The sequence below is a fragment of the Streptomyces sp. Ac-502 genome (assembly GCF_045222935.1).
GTDB classification, from domain to species: domain Bacteria; phylum Actinomycetota; class Actinomycetes; order Streptomycetales; family Streptomycetaceae; genus Streptomyces; species Streptomyces monomycini.
This window is the reverse complement of sequence record NZ_JBHFFO010000001.1, coordinates 7,692,236-7,711,191: the sequence shown is the minus strand read 5'-3', so window position 1 is coordinate 7,711,191 and position 18,956 is coordinate 7,692,236. Positions and strand designations below refer to the sequence as shown.

At 72.4% G+C, this 18,956-nt stretch carries 11 protein-coding genes, 3 pseudogenes and 1 riboswitch; of the genes and pseudogenes, 3 read left to right on the top strand and 11 right to left on the bottom strand.

Annotated features, from left to right (window positions below; all coding sequences use genetic code 11):
• Positions 1-19: 19 nt before the first annotated feature.
• The 4 genes from ACEXOX_RS35105 to ACEXOX_RS35090 form a co-directional block, all read right to left on the bottom strand.
• Positions 20-673: a thymidine kinase gene (locus ACEXOX_RS35105; protein ID WP_406524903.1), complete on the bottom strand. Its 654-nt coding sequence runs from the start codon at positions 671-673 to the stop codon at positions 20-22.
• 153 nt (positions 674-826) lie between these two features.
• Positions 827-2,035: an alkaline phosphatase family protein gene (locus ACEXOX_RS35100; RefSeq protein ID WP_406524902.1), complete on the bottom strand. Its 1,209-nt coding sequence runs from the start codon at positions 2,033-2,035 to the stop codon at positions 827-829.
• Positions 2,035-2,622, bottom strand: a complete 588-nt coding sequence (locus ACEXOX_RS35095) for a DUF5998 family protein (RefSeq protein ID WP_406524901.1) — start codon at positions 2,620-2,622, stop codon at positions 2,035-2,037. Before ACEXOX_RS35095 ends, ACEXOX_RS35100 begins: the two co-directional genes overlap by 1 nt.
• Positions 2,623-2,712: 90 nt before the next feature.
• Positions 2,713-5,703 (bottom strand): GNAT family N-acetyltransferase, encoded by a 2,991-nt coding sequence (locus ACEXOX_RS35090; RefSeq protein ID WP_406524900.1) that lies wholly within the window; start codon positions 5,701-5,703, stop codon positions 2,713-2,715.
• Positions 5,704-6,115: 412 nt separating this feature from the next.
• Between ACEXOX_RS35090 and ACEXOX_RS35085 the strand changes: the two genes are divergently transcribed.
• Positions 6,116-6,397 carry an HPr family phosphocarrier protein gene (locus tag ACEXOX_RS35085; protein ID WP_030021209.1) on the top strand — a complete coding sequence of 94 codons (282 nt, stop codon included), beginning with the start codon at positions 6,116-6,118 and terminating at the stop codon, positions 6,395-6,397.
• A gap of 310 nt (positions 6,398-6,707) precedes the next feature.
• On the opposite strand, the gene ACEXOX_RS35080 is transcribed toward ACEXOX_RS35085, so the two are convergent.
• From ACEXOX_RS35080 to ACEXOX_RS35065, 4 genes and pseudogenes are all read right to left on the bottom strand, one after another.
• Positions 6,708-7,373 (bottom strand): GntR family transcriptional regulator, encoded by a 666-nt coding sequence (locus tag ACEXOX_RS35080; RefSeq protein ID WP_406526566.1) that lies wholly within the window; start codon positions 7,371-7,373, stop codon positions 6,708-6,710.
• A 259-nt stretch (positions 7,374-7,632) separates the two neighbouring features.
• On the bottom strand, positions 7,633-8,430 hold the full coding sequence (locus tag ACEXOX_RS35075; RefSeq protein ID WP_406524899.1) for a M23 family metallopeptidase: 798 nt from the start codon (positions 8,428-8,430) through the stop codon (positions 7,633-7,635).
• 13 nt (positions 8,431-8,443) lie between these two features.
• Positions 8,444-8,598: riboswitch (cyclic di-AMP (ydaO/yuaA leader) on the bottom strand.
• A 302-nt stretch (positions 8,599-8,900) separates the two neighbouring features.
• A complete protein-coding gene (locus tag ACEXOX_RS35070; protein WP_406526565.1) occupies positions 8,901-10,268 on the bottom strand; it encodes a M16 family metallopeptidase in 1,368 nt (455 codons plus the stop codon).
• 20 nt (positions 10,269-10,288) lie between these two features.
• A pseudogene (locus ACEXOX_RS35065) lies at positions 10,289-11,625 on the bottom strand (M16 family metallopeptidase).
• Positions 11,626-11,873: 248 nt separating this feature from the next.
• On the opposite strand from ACEXOX_RS35065, the gene ACEXOX_RS35060 reads away from it, so the two are divergent.
• Entirely contained in the window at positions 11,874-14,321 is a 2,448-nt protein-coding gene (locus ACEXOX_RS35060) for a DNA topoisomerase (ATP-hydrolyzing) subunit A (RefSeq protein ID WP_406524898.1), read from the top strand.
• Positions 14,322-14,466: 145 nt separating this feature from the next.
• Here the strand turns inward: ACEXOX_RS35060 and ACEXOX_RS35055 are convergent, their stop codons facing one another.
• The 3 genes and pseudogenes from ACEXOX_RS35055 to ACEXOX_RS35045 all read right to left on the bottom strand — a co-directional run bounded on the left by ACEXOX_RS35055 (position 14,467) and on the right by ACEXOX_RS35045 (position 17,419).
• Positions 14,467-15,801, bottom strand: coding sequence for a CobW family GTP-binding protein (locus ACEXOX_RS35055; RefSeq protein WP_406524897.1), 1,335 nt, complete (start codon positions 15,799-15,801; stop codon positions 14,467-14,469).
• A gap of 35 nt (positions 15,802-15,836) precedes the next feature.
• Positions 15,837-17,002, bottom strand: a pseudogene (locus tag ACEXOX_RS35050) (citrate synthase/methylcitrate synthase).
• 99 nt (positions 17,003-17,101) lie between these two features.
• On the bottom strand, positions 17,102-17,419 hold the full coding sequence (locus ACEXOX_RS35045; RefSeq protein ID WP_406526701.1) for a hypothetical protein: 318 nt from the start codon (positions 17,417-17,419) through the stop codon (positions 17,102-17,104).
• A 93-nt stretch (positions 17,420-17,512) separates the two neighbouring features.
• On the opposite strand from ACEXOX_RS35045, the pseudogene ACEXOX_RS35040 reads away from it, so the two are divergent.
• A pseudogene (locus tag ACEXOX_RS35040) lies at positions 17,513-18,756 on the top strand (citrate/2-methylcitrate synthase).
• Positions 18,757-18,956 lie beyond the last annotated feature (200 nt).

Genomic DNA, 18,956 nt, shown 5'->3' with positions numbered 1-18,956 from the left:
CCGGTTCCGCCGGCCAGGACTACTCGACGCTGTACACCGGCAGGACGTCCGGGGACAGCGCCGCCGCGTGGGCGGCGGCCGAGGTCTGGCGGCGCCGGTGATGGCGGCGGCAGAGCACCTCGTAGCCGACCTCGGCCGGAGCGCTGTGGACGTCGCCGATGACGACCTGCGCGCCCTCGACGACCATCTGGCCGTCGAGGGTGCGGGCGTTGTGCGTGGCGCGGGCGCCGCACCAGCACAGCGCCTCGACCTGGAGGACCTCTATCCGGTCGGCCAGTTCGACCAGGCGCTGCGAGCCGGGGAAGAGCTTGCTGCGGAAGTCGGTGCTGATGCCGAAGGCGAAGACGTCCAGCTCCAGGTCGTCGACGACGCGCGCGAGCTGGTCGATCTGGTCCGGGGCGAGGAACTGCGCCTCGTCGGCGATGACGTAGTCCACCCGGCCGCCGGAGCTCAGGGCGGCGACGATGTGGGCGTAGAAGTCCATCTCGTCCGTCGCCTCGACGGCCTCGGTGACCAGCCCGAGGCGGGAGGAGAGCTTGCCGCGGCCCGCCCGGTCGTCGCGTGTGTAGATCATTCCTTGCAGGCCGCGGGCCGAGCGGTTGTGCTCGATCTGCAGAGCGAGGGTGCTCTTTCCGCAGTCCATCGTTCCGGAGAAGAACACCAGCTCGGGCATGGGAGAACGCGGGCCTTTCGGGCTCGTATCGAGTGGGGGACGGTCGGGAGCGCACGTGGGGGTGGGCTCACCGGGCGGCGGGCGGGCAGGGCAGGGCGTGCGGGGCGGCCGGGCTCAGGCGCTCGGCCCGGCTACGGGGCTCGGGTGCGGGGCTCAGGTGCGGACTTCGAGGAGCGGTACGAGCTGTTCGGCCGGCGTCATCGAACCGTGCATCCCGACCATCGCGGACTCGCGCGGCTCCGTCTCGCTCGCCACGATCACCATGTCGGCGTGCGCGGCGACGACGACGTCACCGATGCGGGCCCGGACCCGGTCGTCGACCCGGGGGCCGAACCACCCGGCGGCGACGGCCTCGTCACGGCTCGCCACCCACATATGTTCCCCGACCACCTCGCGCCATACCGCGAGCACGTCACCGGCCGCGCCGGGGTGCGCGTACAGATGCCGCGCGCGCCCCTCGCCGCCCAGCAGCCGCACTCCGGCGCGCAGCTCCCAGTCCTCGTCGAAGTCGATGCGGTGGTCCGGGCCGAACGGGATGTCGATCATGCCGTGGTCGGCGGTGACGTACAGGGCGCTGCGCGGCGGCAGTTGCTCGGCGAGGCGCTGGGCGAGGCGGTCGACGTACATCAGCTGGCCGCGCCAGGCGTCGGAGTCGACGCCGTAGCGGTGCCCGGCGCCGTCCACCTCGGCGTAGTAGGTGTAGACCAGCGAGCGGTCGCCGCCGGCGAGCTGCTCGGCCGCCAGGTCCATGCGCTCCTCGCCGGAGAGCCGGCCGTGGAACGTGCCGCCGCTGAGCGCGATCTCGGTGAGCGGGGTGCGTTCGAAGGTCGGCGCGGAGACCTGGCAGGTGTGGATGCCGGCGGCGTGCGCCTGCCGGAAGACGGTCGGGTACGGCTGCCAGGCGTACGGGTCGGTCCACGGGTACCAGCGCAGCTGGTTCATCAGTTCGCCGGTGTCCGGGTTCAGGCAGGTGTAGCCGGCCAGGCCGTGCTCGCCCGGCGGCAGCCCGGTGCCGACGGAGGCCAGCGAGGCGGCGGTGGTGGCCGGGAAGCCCGCGGTGATCGGACGGCCGGTGCGGTTGAACGAGCTGTCCAGGAGGGACGTCAGGAACGGCGCCTCGTCCGGGTGGGCGCGCAGCAGCTCCCAGCCGAGACCGTCGATGAGGAAGACACAGACACGGTCGGCGGGGTCCAGCGGCATGCCCGGAGCGCCCGCCTGCCCGGCGCCGGGCAGGGTCAGGCCCTGGCCCGCGGTGACGGTGGGCAGCAGGTCGGCGAGCGAGCCGGTGCCGTAAAGGGGCACCGGGGCACCGGCCAGGTCGAGGGGTTCCGGTTCCGGCCAGGCGGGGGCGGCGTACGCCATCAGCGGGTGGTCGCCGCGGTGGCTTCGGACAGCGCCTGGGCGAAGGCGAGGGTCTGCCGCACCGTGTCCGGGCCGTCGCCGGCCTCGCTGACCCGCAGCGACAGGTCGTCGGCCGTCGAGGAGCCGGTGTAGCCGTGATCGGCCTCGCAGTTCGGGTCGCCGCAGGTGGCGGGCTCCAGGTCCAGACGGGCGACGGCGCCCCAGCCGATGGTCAGGACGACCTCGCGGGGCAGTTGGCCCGGGGTGTAGGACTCGGGGTTGGCGACCACCCGGCTGAGGACGACGGACGAGATCCGGCCGAGCTTCACGGACTCGGTGGAGGTCGTCGCGTACGGCGACGGGGAGGTGTCGTCGGCGGACTGCTCGTCGGTGTGGCTGACGATGAAGCGGGTGCCCGTCAGGACCAGGACCGTGACATGGCGGCGGACCTCGTTGGCGTCGAAGGTCGTCTCCTGGTGGACCAAGTACGACACCACCGGCTCGCCGCCGACCGCGGCCTGCACCGCCTCGGCCACCAGGGCCGGGTAATAGCCGCTGCGCTCGATCGCCGCGCGCAGCCCTTGGGTCGTCGTACCGGTCTTAGCCATGCGGCCATCTTACGGGGCGTACCGGCCGGGGCGGGTCCGAGAGGCCACGTCCGGGCCCGGGTCCCCCGGCAGGGGTCCCGGTACCGGCTCTCAGTAGGCGGGCATCCGGCGGGGGCCCAGGTCGGTGGTGGCCGGCGGACGGGCCAGGCGGACCGTGGCGTCCAGCACGGCCACGCCGTGCGGCGCGACGACGACCGGCTCCAGGTCGACGCCGACGACCTCGGGGTGGTCGTCGACCAGCCGGGAGACCCGCAGCAGCAGGTCCTCCAGGGCGGCGGTGTCCACCGGCTGGCTGCCGCGCCACCCGAACAGCAGCGGAGCCGTGCGGATGGACCGTATCTGTTCGGCGACGTCGCGGTCGGTCGCGGGGACGAGGCGGTGCGCCGTGTCGCCCAGCAGCTGCGAGGGGGCGCCGGCCAGGCCGAAGGAGAGGACGGCGCCGGCGGCCGGGTCGATGGCGGCGCGGACGACCGTGTCGACGCCGCGCGGCACCATCGGCTGGACGACCGGCCGCAGCTCCTCCGGCTTGCCGAGGAAGTCGGTCAGCTCGGCGTAGGCGCGGCGCAGCTCCGCCTCGCCGGTCAGGTCGAGGCGGACGCCGCCGAGGTCGGGGCGGTGCCGCAGGTGCGGTGCGGTGGTCTTCAGGGCGACCGGGTAGCCCAGGCGGGCGGCGGCCCGTACGGCGGTGTCCGGGTCGGGGGCCGGGTGGGCGGGGCGTACGGGGATGCCGTACCGGGCCAGCAGGGCGTGGGCGTCCTCGGCCGGCAGCGGGACGGAGCGGGTGATGTCGGCGTGCCGGGCCAGCTCGTCGAGCAGCCGGTCGATGTCGGCGCCGGCGGCGGCCTCCTCGATGTCCTCGAACTCGGGCACCCGGCCCGGGTCGGCGGCGTCCCGGCGCCATTTCGCGTACCGCACCGCCTGGGCGAGCGACCGGACGGCGCGCTCGGCGGCGGGGAAGGCCGGTATGAGGGGGGCGGGCGGGGTGGCGGGGGCTGGGGAGGCGGTGGACGGGGAGGCGGTGGGCGCGCTGTCGGTGGCTGGGGCGGGTGGGGGTGTGGCGGGGCGCTGCGGGGCCGCGGTGGCGTCGCCGAAGGTTCCAGGGGCTCCTGGGTGGGCCGGGACGCCGTCGGGACGCGGCGAGGCGTTGTGGGAGGGCGACGGGACGTCCTGGGGCGGCGTCAGTGCCTCGCCGGACGGCGGTGGAGCCGCCAGCGCGTCGGCGAGGGCATCCATGGCCAGGTGGACGACGGTGACCGGCTTGGCGGGAGCGGCGGACGAGGCCGCCTCGCGCAGCGCCGCGGCGAGGTCGGCGCCCTCGCCCGGGGAGGCCACGCCCTCCTCCCCCACCCAGGGAATGGCCGTGACGACGACGGCGTCGCAGAGCCCGTTGGCCAGGGCCGCGGACAGCGCCGTACGGAAGTCCTCCGGGGTGGCCGCGGCGGCGAGGACGTGCGGACGCAGCGGACGCAGCCCTTCGGTGAGGCAGGCGTCGTACGTCAGCAGGGCGAGGGACTCGCTGTTGCCCAGGATGGCGACGCGCGGGCCGTCCGGCAGCGGCTGCGAGGCGAGCAGCAGTCCGGCGTCGATCAGCTCGGTGACCGTGTCGACCCGGATCACGCCGGCCTGGCGCATCAGGGCGGAGACCGTGCTGTCGGGGATGCGGACCGTGGGGACGGTGTGGCCGAGCGGCGCGGTGCCGGTGTGCCGGGCGCCCTTGGCGACGACGACGGGCTTGACGGCGGCCGTACGGCGGGCGAGGCGCATGAACTTGCGCGGGTCGCCGATGGACTCCAGGTAGAGGATCGCGACGTCGGTGGCGGGGTCGTCGTACCAGTACTGGAGCAGGTCGTTGCCGGAGAGGTCGGCGCGGTTGCCGGCCGACAGGAAGGTGGAGATGCCGGCGATCGAGCCGTCGCCGGGGCCACGCCGGTGCAGTCCGCTGAGCAGGGCGATGCCGATCGCCCCGGACTGCGTGAACAGGCCGATGCGCCCGGCGCCGGGCATCTGGGGGGCGAGCGAGGCGTTCAGCCGGACGTCCGGCGCGGTGTTGATCAGGCCGAAGGCGTTCGGCCCGATGAGCCGCATGCCGTACGAGCGGGCCTGGCGCAGCAGGGCGCGCTGCCGCTCGCGCCCCTCGGGGCCGGACTCGGCGTACCCGGAGGAGAGGATCACCAGGCCGCGTACGCCGTGCTCGCCGCAGTCGCGGACCACCTCGGGGACCTGGGCGGCGGGGACGGCGAGCACCGCGAGGTCCACGGGCTCGGGGATCTCCGGCACCGAGCGGTGACCGGGCACGCCCTCGGGGTCGAGGCGGGCGCCGCCCTCGGGGAAGGCGTGGTTGACCGCGTACACCCGGCCCGGGTAGCCGGAGTCGAGGAGGTTGCGCAGGACGGAGCGGCCGACGCCGCCGGGGGTCCGGCCGGTGCCGATGACGGCGACCGAGCCGGGCGCCAGCAGGCGCTGCACGGAGCGGGCCTCGGCACGCTGCTCGCGGCCGCGCATGACGGCCATGGACTGCTCGGTGGGCTCCAGGTCGAACTCCAGGCGCACCACGCCGTCTTCGAAGGTGCGCTGCTGGGTGTACCCGACGTCCGTGAAGACCTTGATCATCTTGGTGTTGGCGGGCAGCACCTCGGCCGCGAACCGGCGGATGCCGCGCTCCCGGGCGACCGCGGCGATGTGCTCCAGGAGGGCGGAGGCCACCCCGCGGCCCTGGTGGGCGTCCTGCACGAGGAAGGCGACCTCGGCCTGGTCGGCGCCCGGCTCCTTGGCGGGGCGGCCGCGGTCGTCGATGCGGTCGTAGCGGACCGTGGCGATGAACTCGCCGCCCACGGTGGCGGCCAGGCCCACCCGGTCGACGTAGTCGTGGTGGGTGAAGCGGTGCACGTCGCGGTCGGACAGGCGCGGGTAGGGCGCGAAGAAGCGGTAGTACTTCGACTCGTCCGACACCTGTTCGTAGAACGAGACCAGGCGCTGCGCGTCGTCGGGGGCGATGGGACGGATGCGCGCGGTGCCGCCGTCGCGCAGCACGACATCGGCCTCCCAGTGGGCCGGGTAGACGCTGTCCGACGGGCTCTGCATGAGGGACAGCGTACGGCCGGCCACTGACAACCGGCTCGGTGTGCGGGCCCGTGCGGGCCCGTGCAGGGTGGGGCGGGACGGTCGGTCCCGGGTGGCGGGTCGATGACGGGTCGGCGGCGGGTCCGGACGGTGGGTCCGGGGTCCCGGGCGGCCGGTCGGGGCGGAGATCCCGAGTGGCAGGCCCGGTGGTCCCGGACGGCCGGTCGGGACGGCGGTCCCGGGTGGCAGGCCCGGTGGTCCCGAGTGGCGGGTCCCGGATGGCGGACGGTCCGGGCGTACGCCGGAGAGCCGCCGGTAACGTGCCCCCGGCCTGCGGAAAGCGCTGCCCCGAGCGCCGTCGCGGACTGCCGGAGCACTCCCGGCGCCATGAGACACTGGTCTAGACAACCGTTACGACTTGAAGGGCAACACCATGGCTGAGCGCCGCGTCAATGTCGGTTGGGCCGAGGGTCTGCACGCCCGCCCCGCCTCGATCTTCGTCCGTGCGGCCACCGCCGCCGGGGTTCCCGTGACGATCGCGAAGGCCGACGGCAACCCGGTCAACGCGGCCTCCATGCTGGCCGTGCTGGGCTTGGGCGCCCAGGGTGGCGAGGAGATCGTGCTGGCCTCCGACGCCGAGGGCGCCGACGCCGCGCTCGACCGCCTCGCCAAGCTGGTCGCCGAGGGCCTCGAGGAGCTCCCGGAGACCGTCTGAACCGCTTCGCGGGTCACAGCGTTCGCGGCTCCGCCGCGGTAGCCGGGCCACCGGCGCCGGGGCGGAGCCGTTTTCCGTGCGCTTCCATACGCCACGGCCGATAAGCGGCACCCCGGAAAACCCGCACGCCACCACTCGGGGCACGTCGAGGAATTCCCCCTACGCCTCACTCGCAGTTCTCCTGCGCTCTCTGCGACCCCTTCGCTAGAATGAGCCCGCGCTTTCCCGCAGTCCGCCCCGCCGCCGCGGAACTCCCACCCGCCCCCCGGCAAAGCGAGAAATCACCTACCGCCTGTATACGGCCCGCTTGTTAATTCCGTTCGCGCGCCGTGTTCACGGCCTGTTTCGCATCCCTCACCGCCGGCCCGGGGACCACCGGGCGCAGCCGGTACGCCGGGCGCGAGCGCTCGACGTGCGCCGCCATCAGGGCGCGGGCCCGCTCGGCGTCCCCGCGGCTCACCGCGTCCAGCACCGCCCCGTGCTCCTCCCAGGAGCGCTCGTCGCGGGCCGGAAGCTCGACCACGTACATCCAGTCGATCTTGCGCCGCAGCTGGGTGAGCAGCGTCGCCAGGCCGGTACTGCCGGACGCCTGGGCGAGCGTCTCGTGGAACCAGCCGTCGAGTTGGCGCAGCTCGGCGTGGTGGCCGTGCAGGGCGCGCTCACGGCCCAGCCGTACGACGCCGCGCAGCACCTTGATGTGGGCCGCGGTGCGGCGGGCGGCGGCGCGCGCGGCGCCGAGCGGCTCCAGCAGCGCCCGGATGTCCAGGGCGTCGACCGCCTCGCGCTCGGTCGGCTCGGCCACGCAGGCACCCGCGTGGTGCCGGATGACGACGAAGCCCTCCGACTGCAACGTACGCAACGCCTCACGCACGGGAACGCGCGAGACCCCGTAGCGGCCGGCCAGCATTTCCTCGATCAGGCGGCTGCCCGGCGGAAGAACGCCGGACACGATGTCGTCGCGGATCGCCGTGCACACCACATGCGCGGAAAGAGGACCTCGCACCGTCTGCGCCTCCGCCGTAATTCACTGGAAACTCCCGGGAAATGCCACCGGTCGGCGGCTTTCGACGTGACTCTAGGCGACAGAAAGCAGATCTCCGACGGCCGCTGCGCATTCATGGATATTTTTTGGCCAGGTGCTGCCCAGGCGGAAACGCAGATGCCCCGGCCGCAGGGGCCGGGGCATCGTACGGGGGACGGGTGCGGCGGGAGTGAGCCAGCGTGACGGGTGTGCGTCAGACGTTGACGCCGTGCGAGCGCAGGTAGGCGACCGGGTCGATGTCCGAGCCGTACTCCGCGGAGGTGCGGGCCTCGAAGTGCAGGTGCGGCCCGGTGGTGTTGCCGGTGTTGCCGGACAGGGCGATCTGCTGGCCCGGGGTGACCGTCTGGCCGACCGAGACGCTGATGGACGACAGGTGGCCGTACTGGGTGTAGGTGCCGTCGTTCATCTTGATGACGACGTTGTTCCCGTACGCGCCGCCCCAGCCGGTCTCGACGACGGTGCCGGAGCCGACGGCGTGCACGGTGGTCCCGTAGGCGGCGTGGAAGTCGATGCCGGTGTGGCTGCCCGAGGACCACAGGCCGCTGGAGGCCTTGTAGCTGGTGGAGACGTAGGAGCCGTCGACCGGCGAGACGTACGTGAGCAGGCGCTTGCGCTCGGCCTCACGGGCGGCGCGCTCCTTGGCTTCCCGCTCCTTCTTCGCCTCGGCCTCGGCCTGGCGCTTGGCCTCCTCGGCCTGCTTGCGCGCCTCGGCCTCGGCCTTGGCCTGCGCGGCGGCGGCCTCGGCGGCCTCCTGCTGTGCGTCGGCCTGCGCCTCGATCTGCTCGGCGAGCTCGTCGCCGAGGACGACGGCGTGGTGGAGGCCGGTGTCGTGGCTGCTCGCGTCGTCCGGGTTGCCGGCCGCCAGGGCCGGGGAGGCGACGGAGGCGATGACGCCGGAGGCGGCGAGCGTGGCTATGCCGGCGAGGTTTCGGGTCGTCCGCGCGCTGCGGCTCGGACCACGGTGCTTCCCGGTGGCACGGGTGAACGCCATGGGCTGGCTGTGTCCTTTCCTTCCCTCTCGCCTACCGGGTTAGCTGACGGGTTCGGAGCAGGAAGGTCTCCTACGGGCGCCTCCGGGAAGGCGTCCGATTCACCCCAAGGGACATGGGTCCCCGGCTCCCCTGGCTCGCGCCGTACGGGGACTCGGCGATGCCTGTCCGTGCCGCGGTTGCGGCGGTGATCCTGCGGACAGCCGGATCGACGCTAAACGGGGCAACTTTCAATCGGCAAACAGAACCCCGGTTTTGTGCCGTACGCCACACGGGCACCGTGCAACCACCCCCAACAATTAGGGCATAAAGAAGATCCAGTGGCGCCTGCGCACCACTGGATCCCTTATGTGACCGCCCGTCACTCATCCGGGTCACGGCCGTCAGTCATCGCGGCAGCCGTCGGCCACCACCGGCAGCGATCGGCCACCACCGGTCACCGGCTGTCCGTCCCGTGCCGGCGCGTCGCGCCTCAGCCCTTGACGACCGTCACCTCCCCGATACCGAGCGCCTTGACGGGCTCCTCGATCGCGGCGGCGTCGCCCACCAGCACCGTCACCAGCCGGTCGACCGGGAAGGCGTTGACGGCCGCGGCGGTCGCCTCGACCGTGCCGGTCTTCGCGAGCCGCTCGTACAGCCGGGCCTGGTAGTCGTCCGGAAGCTGCTGCTCAACCTGGTCGGCGAGGGTGCCCGCGACGGCCGCCGCGGTCTCGTACTTCAGCGGCGCGACCCCGACGAGGTTCTGTACGGCCACGTCGCGCTCGGCGTCCGTCAGGCCCTCCGCCGCGAGGGTGCGCAGCACCTTCCAGAGGTCCTCCAGCGCCGGGCCGGTGGAGGCGGTGTCCACCGAACCGCTGATGGCGAGCATCGCGGCGCCGTCGCCGTCGGCCGAGGAGCGCAGCACCTGCCCGAAGGAGCGCACCCCGTAGGTGTAGCCCTTCTCCTCGCGCAGCACCCGGTCCAGGCGGGAGGTGAGGGTGCCGCCCAGGCAGTACGTGCCGAGCACCTGCGCGGGCCAGACGCGGTCGTGCCGGTCGGCGCCGATCCGGCCGATCAGCAGCTGGGTCTGGACGGCGCCGGGGCGGTCGACGATCACGACGCGGCCGGTGTCGTCGGCGGTGATCGGGCTGGCCTTCACCGGTTCGGCGGGCGAACCCGTCCAGGCGCCGAGGGTCTCCGCGAGAGCCGCGTCCAGATCGACGCCGGAGAAGTCGCCGACGACGACGGCGGTGGCCGTGGCGGGGCGCACATGGGCCTCGTAGAAGGCACGTACGGCCGCCGCGTCGATACGGGTGACGGTCTCCTCGGTGCCCTGGCGCGGCCGCGACATCCGGGAGTCGGCCGGGAACAGCTCCTTGGACAGGGCCATCGCGGCGCGCCGGGCAGGGTTGGCCAGCTCGTGCGGGATCTCGTCGAGGCGGTTGGCCACCAGGCGCTCGACCTCGCCGTCCGGGAACGCGGGGGCGCGCAGGGCGTCGGCGAGCAGACCGAGCGCCTGGTCCAGCCGGGAGGCCGGGACCTCCAGGGACACCCGGACGCCGGGGTGGTCGGCGTGCGCGTCCAGAGTGGCGCCGCAGCGCTCCAGCTCGGCGGCGAACTCCTCGGCGTCGTGCTTGTCGGTGCCCTCGGACAGGGCGCGCGCCATGATCGTGGCGACGCCGTCCAGGCCCGCCGGCTCGGCCTCCAGGGGCGCGACGATGTCGACCTCGACGGCGACGACCTGCTGGCCGGGGCGGTGGCTGCGCAGGACCGTGAGGCCGTTGGGGAGCTGGCCGCGCTCGGGGGCCGGGAAGGCCCACGGCTTGGGGTCGCCGCCGGCCGGCTGCGGGTGGAAGGTCATCGTGCTGCTGACGGCGTCACTCACTGGGCCGCCTCCTCGTCGTTGTCCTCGGCGGCGGTCGGCTCGGTCGGCTCGTACACGAGGACCGCGCGGTTGTCGGGGCGCAGCCGGGCCTTGGCGACCTCCTGCACCTCCTGCGGGGTGATGTCCAGGACGCGCCGCACGGCCGTCAGGGCGAGCTGCGGGTCGCCGAACAGGACCGTGAACCGGCACAGTTCGTCGGCGCGCCCGGCAGCCGTGGCGAGCCGGTCCAGCCACTCGCGCTCCAGCTGGGCCTGCGCGCGCTCCATCTCCTCGGGGTGGGCCCCTCCTCGGCGAAGCGGGCCAGCTCCTCGTCGACGGCGCGCTCGATGCCGGAGACCTCGACGCCGCCGGAGGTCTTCACGTCCAGCCAGCCCAGCGAGGGGGCACCGGCCAGCCGGAGCAGGCCGAAGCCCGCCGCCACGGCCGTACGGTCACGGCGCACCAGCCGGTTGTACAGCCGCGAGGACTCGCCGCCGCCGAGCACGGTCAGCGCCAGGTCGGCCGCGTCGGCCTCACGGGTGCCGTCGTGCGGGAGGCGGTAGGCGGCCATCAGGGCGCGGGAGGGGACGTCCTCCTCGACGACCTCGCGCAGCTCCTTGCCGATGACCTCCGGGAGGGAGCCGTCGCGCGGCGGCTGCTTGCCCTCGTGGCCGGGGATGGTGCCGAAGTACTTCTCCACCCAGGCGAGGGTCTGCTCGGTGTCGATGTCGCCGACGATCGACAGCACCGCATTGTTGGGCGCGTAGTACGTACGGAAGAAGGCCCGCGCGTCCTCCAGGGAGGCGGCGTCCAGGTCGGCCATCGAACCGATGGGCGTGTGGTGGTACGGGTGTCCCTCCGGATAGGCCATGGCCGTCAGCTTCTCGAAGGCCGTGCCGTAGGGGACGTTGTCGTAGCGCTGGCGGCGCTCGTTCTTGACGACGTCGCGCTGGTTGTCCAGGGACTCCTCGTCGAGCGCCGTGAGCAGGGAGCCCATGCGGTCGGCCTCCAGCCAGAGCGCGAGCTCCAGCTGGTGGGCGGGCATGGTCTCGAAGTAGTTGGTGCGCTCGAAGCTGGTGGTGCCGTTCAGGGAGCCGCCGGCGCCCTGGACCAGTTCGAAGTGGCCGTTGCCCGAGACCTGGGCGGAGCCCTGGAACATGAGGTGCTCGAAGAGGTGGGCCAGGCCCGTACGCCCCTTGACCTCGTGGCGCGAGCCGACGTCGTACCAGAGGCAGACCGCGGCGACCGGGGTCAGGTGATCTTCGGAGAGCACCACACGCAGGCCGTTGGCCAGCCGGTGCTCGGTCGCTGTCAGGCCGCCGGAGCCGGCTTGTTCTGTGGCCGTGTGACCCATGGGCATGTACGTCCCTTCGATCCGCTTGCGAGGAAGTTCTGTCACTGTATGCAAGCGTGCCGAGCTATGGCGAAGTTCCCGGCCGGGCTGCCTCGTACGAGCGGACTTCGCGGTGACCTCGTCCGGGGCCCTGGGGAGGGTCGCGGTCGGCGTTGTCAGTGGGGCGGGCCACAATGGTCCGCGAAAGACCCGAACGTTGATCCAGCATCGGCAAGCAGCAGGACGCAAGCGAAGGAGCCGCAGCCGCGATGGCCCGCCGTAGCACGAAGACCCCGCCGCCGGACGACTTCGAGGAGAGGATCCTCGACATCGACGTCGTCGACGAGATGCAGGGCTCCTTCCTTGAGTACGCGTACTCGGTCATCTACTCCCGCGCCCTCCCGGACGCCCGCGACGGCCTCAAGCCCGTACACCGCCGCATCCTCTACCAGATGAACGAGATGGGGCTGCGCCCCGAGCGCAGTTACGTCAAGTGCGCCCGTGTCGTCGGCGAGGTGATGGGTAAGCTCCACCCGCACGGCGACGCCTCCATCTACGACGCCCTGGTGCGAATGGCGCAGTCCTTCTCCATGCGGCTGCCCCTGGTGGACGGCCACGGCAACTTCGGCTCGCTCGGAAACGACGACCCGCCCGCCGCCATGCGGTACACCGAGTGCAAGATGGCCTCGGCGACCTCTCTGATGACGGAGTCCATCGACGAGGACACCGTCGACTTCGCACCGAACTACGACGGCCAGGAGCAGGAGCCGGTCGCCCTGCCGGCCGCCTACCCGAACCTCCTCGTCAACGGCGCGTCCGGCATCGCGGTCGGCATGGCGACGAACATGCCGCCGCACAACCTCGGCGAGGTCATCGCCGCCGCCCGCCACCTGATCAAGCACCCGAACGCGGACCTCGACACGCTGATGCGCTACGTGCCGGGCCCCGACCTGCCGACCGGCGGCCGGATCGTGGGTCTGGGCGGCATCCGCGACGCGTACGAGTCCGGGCGCGGCACCTTCAAGATCCGTGCCACCGTCGCGGTGGAGAACGTCACCGCCCGCCGCAAGGGCCTGGTCGTCACCGAACTGCCGTTCGCGGTCGGCCCCGAGAAGGTCATCTCCAAGATCAAGGACCTGGTGGGGGCGAAGAAGCTCCAGGGCATCGCGGACGTCAAGGACCTCACCGACCGCGAGCACGGCCTGCGCCTGGTCATCGAGATCAAGAACGGCTTCAACCCGGAAGCCGTCCTGGAGCAGCTGTACAAGCTCACGGCCATGGAGGAGTCCTTCGGCATCAACAACGTCGCGCTGGTGGACGGCCAGCCGCTGACGCTGGGCCTCAAGGAGCTGCTGGAGGTCTACGTCGACCACCGCTTCGACGTGGTGCGCCGGCGCAGCGAATTCCGCCGCACCAAGAAGCGCGACCGCCTCCACCTGGTCGAGGGCCTGCTGACGGCCCTGATCGACATCGACGAGGTGATCCGCCTCATCCGCTCCAGCGACAACAGCGCCCAGGCCAAGGAGCGGCTGATGGACCGCTTCGCGCTGAGCGACATCCAGACGCAGTACATCCTCGACACCCCGCTGCGCCGCCTGACCAAGTTCGACCGCATCGAGCTGGAGTCGGAGCGCGACAAGCTCAAGGCGGAGATCGAGGAGCTGACCAAGATCCTCGAATCGGACGCCGAGCTGCGCAAGCTGGTCTCCGGCGAGCTGGCCGCGGTGGCCAAGAAGTACGGCACGGACCGGCGCACGGTCCTGCTGGAGTCGGCGGGCGCCCCGGTGGCCGCGGTGCCGCTGGAGGTCGCCGACGACCCGTGCCGGGTGCTGCTGTCCTCCACCGGCCTGCTGGCCCGTACGGCCAACGGCGAGGTCAATTTCGACGCGGAGGCCAAGCGCGTCAAGCACGACGTGATCGTCTCGGCGGTGCCGGCCACCACGCGCGGCGAGGTGGGCGCGGTGACGTCCACCGGCCGGCTGCTGCGGCTCCAGGTGGTCGATCTGCCACAGCTCCCGGACACCGTCGCGGCGCCGACCCTGTCGGGCGGCGCGCCGGTCTCCGAGTTCCTCAGCCTCCAGGACGGCGAGACGCTGATCTGCCTGATGACGCTCGACGAATCCTCACCGGGGCTGGCCCTCGGCACGGAAGCGGGCATCGTCAAGCGCGTGGTGCCGGACTATCCCTCCCACAAGGAGGAGTTGGAGGTCATCACCCTCAAGGACGGCGACCGCATCGTGGGCGCCGCGGAGCTGCGTACGGGCGAGGAGGACCTGGTCTTCATCACCGACGAGGCACAGCTGCTGCGCTATCCGGCCGGCCAGGTTCGGCCGCAGGGCCGGCCCGCGGGCGGCATGACGGGCATCAAACTGGGTCCGGACGCGAAGGTCATCTTCTTCTCGGCCGTCGACCCGGCCGCCGACGCCATGGTCTTCACCGTCTCCGGCTCGCACGGCACGCTCGACGACTCGGTCTCCACGGCCAAGCTCACCCCCTTCGACCAGTATCCGCGCAAGGGCCGGGCGACCGGTGGCGTGCGCTGCCAGCGGTTCCTGAAGGGCGAGGACTGCCTCTCGCTGGCCTGGGCCGGCGCCGCGCCGGTGCGGGCGGCGAACGCCAAGGGCGTCCCGGTCGACCTGCCGGAGCCGGACCCGCGCCGGGACGGCTCCGGCGTCCCGCTGACGAAGCCGGTCAGCGCGCTGGCCGGACCGGTGTAGCGGGCGCGGGCGCGGTGCTGCGCCCGGGACGGTGATACGGGTGGCGACGCCTCCGGGACGGCTGGGGCCGGGTCGGGGGCGTCGCCGTACTCGGCGCACCCGTCGCACCCGCCGGGTCGTCGGGTCGTCGGGCCTGTCGTGCTGTTTACGGGGGCCCGGTTTCCGGACGGGGGCGTGGGCTGCGGCTACCGGTCGTCGGGCTCCCCGGCTGCTCCGGATCCTGCTGATCCGGCTCCTCCTGATCCCGCTCCTGCGGCTCCGACTCCTGCGGACCGGCGAAGTCGTCGGGCTCGCCGAATTCACCGGACGCACCGGGCTCTCCATTGGACGGTACGTACCGGAGTACGCCCCACATGCTGTTGACGTCGGCGCGCTCCGGGCCCGTCTCCCGGCAGCCGGTCAGCTCCTTGCGTACCGCCGCCGTATCGATCCCGCTGCCGATCAAAACGAGCTGGGTGCGGCGCTCCTCGTCCGGCTGCCACGGCGAAGGATAGAAGCGCAGAAAGTCGCCGACCGCGTGCACGGCGAACTTCTGGCGGTTCTCCGGCACGTCGAAGTGGACGAACCCCTTGATCCGGTAGAGACCGGCGGGCCTGCTGTCCAGGAAGGCCATGAGCCGGCGCGGGTTCATCGGCTCGTCCGACTCGAACGCGACGCTCTCGTAGGCGGCGTGGAGATGCTGCCGGTGACCGTGGCCGTGGCACCCCGGCCCGTGCTCGCCGCACGCAGGTTCCCCGGCTGCTCCTCCGCCCGCTCCGGGCTCCGCCTGCGCCTCCGCCTCGGCCTCCGCTTCCTCACGGAACAGGTCCTCGAAGGACAGCTGACGGACCGCCTCGTCGTCCGCGTCGCGCGGCTTGCGGTCGAAGAACAGCTCCGGGTCGATCCGCCCGTACGCGGCGGGCACGACCGGCGTCCCCGGGCTCAGCTCGGCGAGGGTCTCCAGCAGTGACCGCTGCTCCGCCTCACCGATCCGGTCGGCCTTGTTCAGCACCACCAGATCGGCGATGGCCACATGCCGGTCGATCTCCGGATGCCGGGCCCGGGTGGCCCCGAACTCCGCCGCGTCGACGACCTCGGCCAGCCCGCCGTAGACGATCCGGTCGTTCTCGCTGGCCAGGATCATGCGGATGAGTTCCTGCGGCTCGGCCAGACCGCTCGCCTCGATGACGATGACATCGATACGGGCCGACGGCCGGGCCAGGCGCTCCAGGTACTCGTCCAGCTCGCTGGTGTCGACGGCGCAGCACAGACAGCCGTTGCCCAGCGAAACCATCGAGTCGACCTGCCCGGCCACCGTCATGGCGTCGATCTCGATACTGCCGAAGTCGTTGACCACCGCTCCGACGCGGCTGCCGCCGCTGCGGCCCAGCAGATGGTTGAGCAGGGTCGTCTTGCCGGAACCGAGGAATCCGGCGAGCACGATGACCGGAATCTGTCGCGGGGCCTGCGGGGCCAAGGGGGCGCCTCCATCGTCGAACATCGGTGTCGGCGGCGCGCCGTCGGTCCGGCACGCCGTCAGTTCAGCGCGGCGGGTACCGGCTGCGGCGGGGGCGGGCCGACATAGCGGGCCGCCGGACGGATGATCTTCGAGTCGTCCGCCTGCTCCAGGATATTGGCGCTCCACCCGATCACCCGGGCCGCGCAGAAGGTGGGAGTGAACATCTCACGCGGCAGGCCGCACAGCTCCATCACCACACCCGCGTAGAACTCGACGTTGGTGTGCAGTTCCCGGCCGGGCTTGAGTTCGGCGAGCAGCGCCTCGACCCGCTCCTCCACCTGCACCGCGAAGTCCACGAGCGGCCCGCCGAACCCCCGGGCGACATCGCGCAGCATCCGCGAACGCGGGTCCTCGGTGCGGTAGACCGGGTGCCCGAAACCCATGATCCGCTCCCCGAACGGACCCGTTCGCGGATCCAGGCGTCGATACGGTCCGGGCTGCCGATGGCGTCGAGAGCATCCAGCGCCCGGCTGGGCGCGCCGCCGTGCAGCGGCCTGGAGAGCGCGCCGACCGCGCCCGCCAGGCAGGCCGCGAGGTCGGCGCCCGTGGAGGCGATGACGCGGGCGGTGAACGTCGACGCGTTGAAGCCGTGGTCGACGGTGGAGATCAGGTACCGCTCGATGGCACTGGTGCGCGCGGGGCCGGGCTCCTCGCCGGTGAGCATGTACAGGTAGTTGGCGGCGTACGGGAGGTCGTCCCGCGGCTCGACCGGCTCCAGGCCGCGTCCGATGCGGTGCAGCGCGGTGAGCACGGTGGGGACCGCGGCGCATGCGGCGAGCGCGTCAACGCCACGCTGACGGGCGTCGATGTCGTAGAGAGGCTGGAAGTCCGCTGCCGCCCCGAACAGGGAGAGCGCGGTACGCAGGCCGGCGAGCGGACCGCTGCGGGCACTCGCACGGGCGATACCGGGCAGTGCGTCCCGTACGGCGTCGGGCAGATGACGCAGCGCCACGGTCTCCGCCTCGAAGGCCGCGCGCTGCTCCGCGTCCGGCAGGTACCCACGGAACATCAGATGCCAGACGTCCTCGAAGGAACGACTCTGCGCAAGCTCCACGGCGGAGTACTGCCGGTAGTGGTAGAAGCCCTCCCCGCCCCGCACGTCCCCCAGCTCGGTCTCGGTGACGATCACTCCCGCAAGCCCACGGGGCGCGTCGAACGTCGCACCGGCCTCGGCAATCGACATGACAGTCCTCCCTGTCTTTCCTGGGCGTTCCCCGTTGATCTGACTGTCTATTCTGGACTGCATCGGTGTCAATATTGATTGAATCAATATAAGTACGGGTCAATCGATAGGGTGGACGGCATGGCGGATCACAAAGCGGATGTTGGCGGGGGCGCTGTGGGGGGCGGGGGCGGCGGGGCCGGCAGTGACAGGTGCGGGGATGACGGCCCCGGAGAGGCCGACGGCCGGAAGGTCGGCGGCCGGAAGGCCGGCGGTCGCGATCTCGGAGGCGCCGACGACGGCAAGGGCGGCGAGGACTGCGGAAGTCTCGGCGGAGGTACCGGCGTCGACGGCGGCGGCTCCGGCGAAGGCATCGGTGGCGCCGACAGCGGCACCGACAGCGGCACCGGTGGCACTGGCGGCACCGGAGGAGAACACGGCGATGCCGACGGACGTAATGTCAGCGGCGGTGGAGGCACCAGCAGCGAAGCGGGCGTCAGCAGTGAAGGAGACATCGGCACTGAAGCAGGCATCAGCAGCCCAGAGAGGGTCGGCGGCGAGCGGCGGCTGACCACCAGGGAAGCGGCCGACCGGCTCGGAGTGAAGCCGGAGACGATCTACGCCTACGTCAGCCGCGGCCAGCTGACCAGCCGGCGGCCCCCGGCGGCCGGGGCAGCACCTTCGACGCCGGGGAAGTGGACGCCCTCGCCCGACGCGGCGCCCGCCGCGAGCCGCCTGCGGGCAGCGGCGATCTGGCCCTCCGTACCGGCATCACCCTCATCGACGCGGACCGCTGCTACTTCCGCGGCGTGGACACGACCGAGTTGGCCGACCACTACGGCTACGAAGAGGTCGCCGAGTGGCTCTGGACCGGCGTACTGCGCCCCGGGACCCACTTCACCGCCCCGGAGGAAGCCCTCGCGGCCGCCCGACGGGCCGTCGACGCACTGCCCACGCACAGCGGCCCGATGGACCGGCTGCGCGTCGCCGTGGTGGCGGCGGCCTCCGCCGACCCGTTGCGTTTCGACCTGTCCGAGGACGCCGTCCTGGGCACGGCGCGCGCCCTCATCCCCGTACTCGTCGACGCCCTGCCCCGCCTGGAGAGCGGTACGGACCGCGCCTCCTCCCCGATCGTCCGCCGCCTGTGGTCACGCCTCACCGCACAACACCCTGACGAGGCGTCACTACGAGTGCTGGCCGCGGCACTCGTCCTCCTCATCGACCACGACCTGGCCGCCTCCACCCTGGCCGCCCGGGTGGCCGCCTCCGCGCGAGCCCACCCGTACACCGTCGTATCGGCCGGTTTCGGCGCCCTGGACGGCCCACTGCACGGCGCCGCGAGCAGCCTCACCCACCGCATGCTCCAAGAGGTACTGGAGCGGGGCAGCGCGGCGGCCGTGGTGGCGGACCACCTGCGCGCCGGACGCCGGGTACCCGGCCTCGGCCACCGCATCTACCAGGGCGAAGACCCGCGCGCCCGCACGCTGTTCCGTCTCCTGGAGGACGTACCCCAGGCCGGCCCGGCACTGCGAGCCGCACGCGAAGTGGCCGCCACGACCGCCCGCCACACCACGCTGCACGCCAACGTCGACCTCGCCCTGGGCGTACTGACCGTCTCGTCCGGCATGATCCCCGAGGCCGGCGAAACCGTCTTCGCGGTGGCCCGAACCGCCGGCTGGATCGCCCACGCGCTGGAGGAGTACGACGAACGCCCCATGCGCCTGCGCCCCACCGGCCACTACACAGGCCTACGCCCACCACAGCCCCTACCGTGACCCACCCAGAACCGTCACCCCCGGTAGCGGCACACCAACACGGCCCGGAGGCACAGTTCAGGGTGCCTTCGGGCTACAGGGGACAGAGCGGCAGTGTCCTCGTCATGGCTACTGGCTGGTGGCGGTTCTGCTGTTTGTGATCTTTCACGACTGCCCTTCAGGAGCTGCACACCCCGGCAAAACAGATACCCCGGACTGCA

Bases quoted from the DNA above. Each gene is read 5' to 3' on its own strand.
- ACEXOX_RS35105 (WP_406524903.1), bottom strand. From the start codon at position 673: ATGCCCGAGCTGGTGTTCTTCTCCGGAACGATGGACTGCGGAAAGAGC.
- ACEXOX_RS35100 (WP_406524902.1), bottom strand. From the start codon at position 2,035: ATGGCGTACGCCGCCCCCGCCTGGCCGGAACCGGAACCCCTCGACCTG.
- ACEXOX_RS35095 (WP_406524901.1), bottom strand. From the start codon at position 2,622: ATGGCTAAGACCGGTACGACGACCCAAGGGCTGCGCGCGGCGATCGAG.
- ACEXOX_RS35090 (WP_406524900.1), bottom strand. From the start codon at position 5,703: ATGCAGAGCCCGTCGGACAGCGTCTACCCGGCCCACTGGGAGGCCGAT.
- ACEXOX_RS35085 (WP_030021209.1), top strand. From the start codon at position 6,116: ATGGCTGAGCGCCGCGTCAATGTCGGTTGGGCCGAGGGTCTGCACGCC.
- ACEXOX_RS35075 (WP_406524899.1), bottom strand. From the start codon at position 8,430: ATGGCGTTCACCCGTGCCACCGGGAAGCACCGTGGTCCGAGCCGCAGC.
- ACEXOX_RS35070 (WP_406526565.1), bottom strand. From the start codon at position 10,268: ATGACCTTCCACCCGCAGCCGGCCGGCGGCGACCCCAAGCCGTGGGCC.
- ACEXOX_RS35060 (WP_406524898.1), top strand. From the start codon at position 11,874: ATGGCCCGCCGTAGCACGAAGACCCCGCCGCCGGACGACTTCGAGGAG.
- ACEXOX_RS35055 (WP_406524897.1), bottom strand. From the start codon at position 15,801: ATGTTCGACGATGGAGGCGCCCCCTTGGCCCCGCAGGCCCCGCGACAG.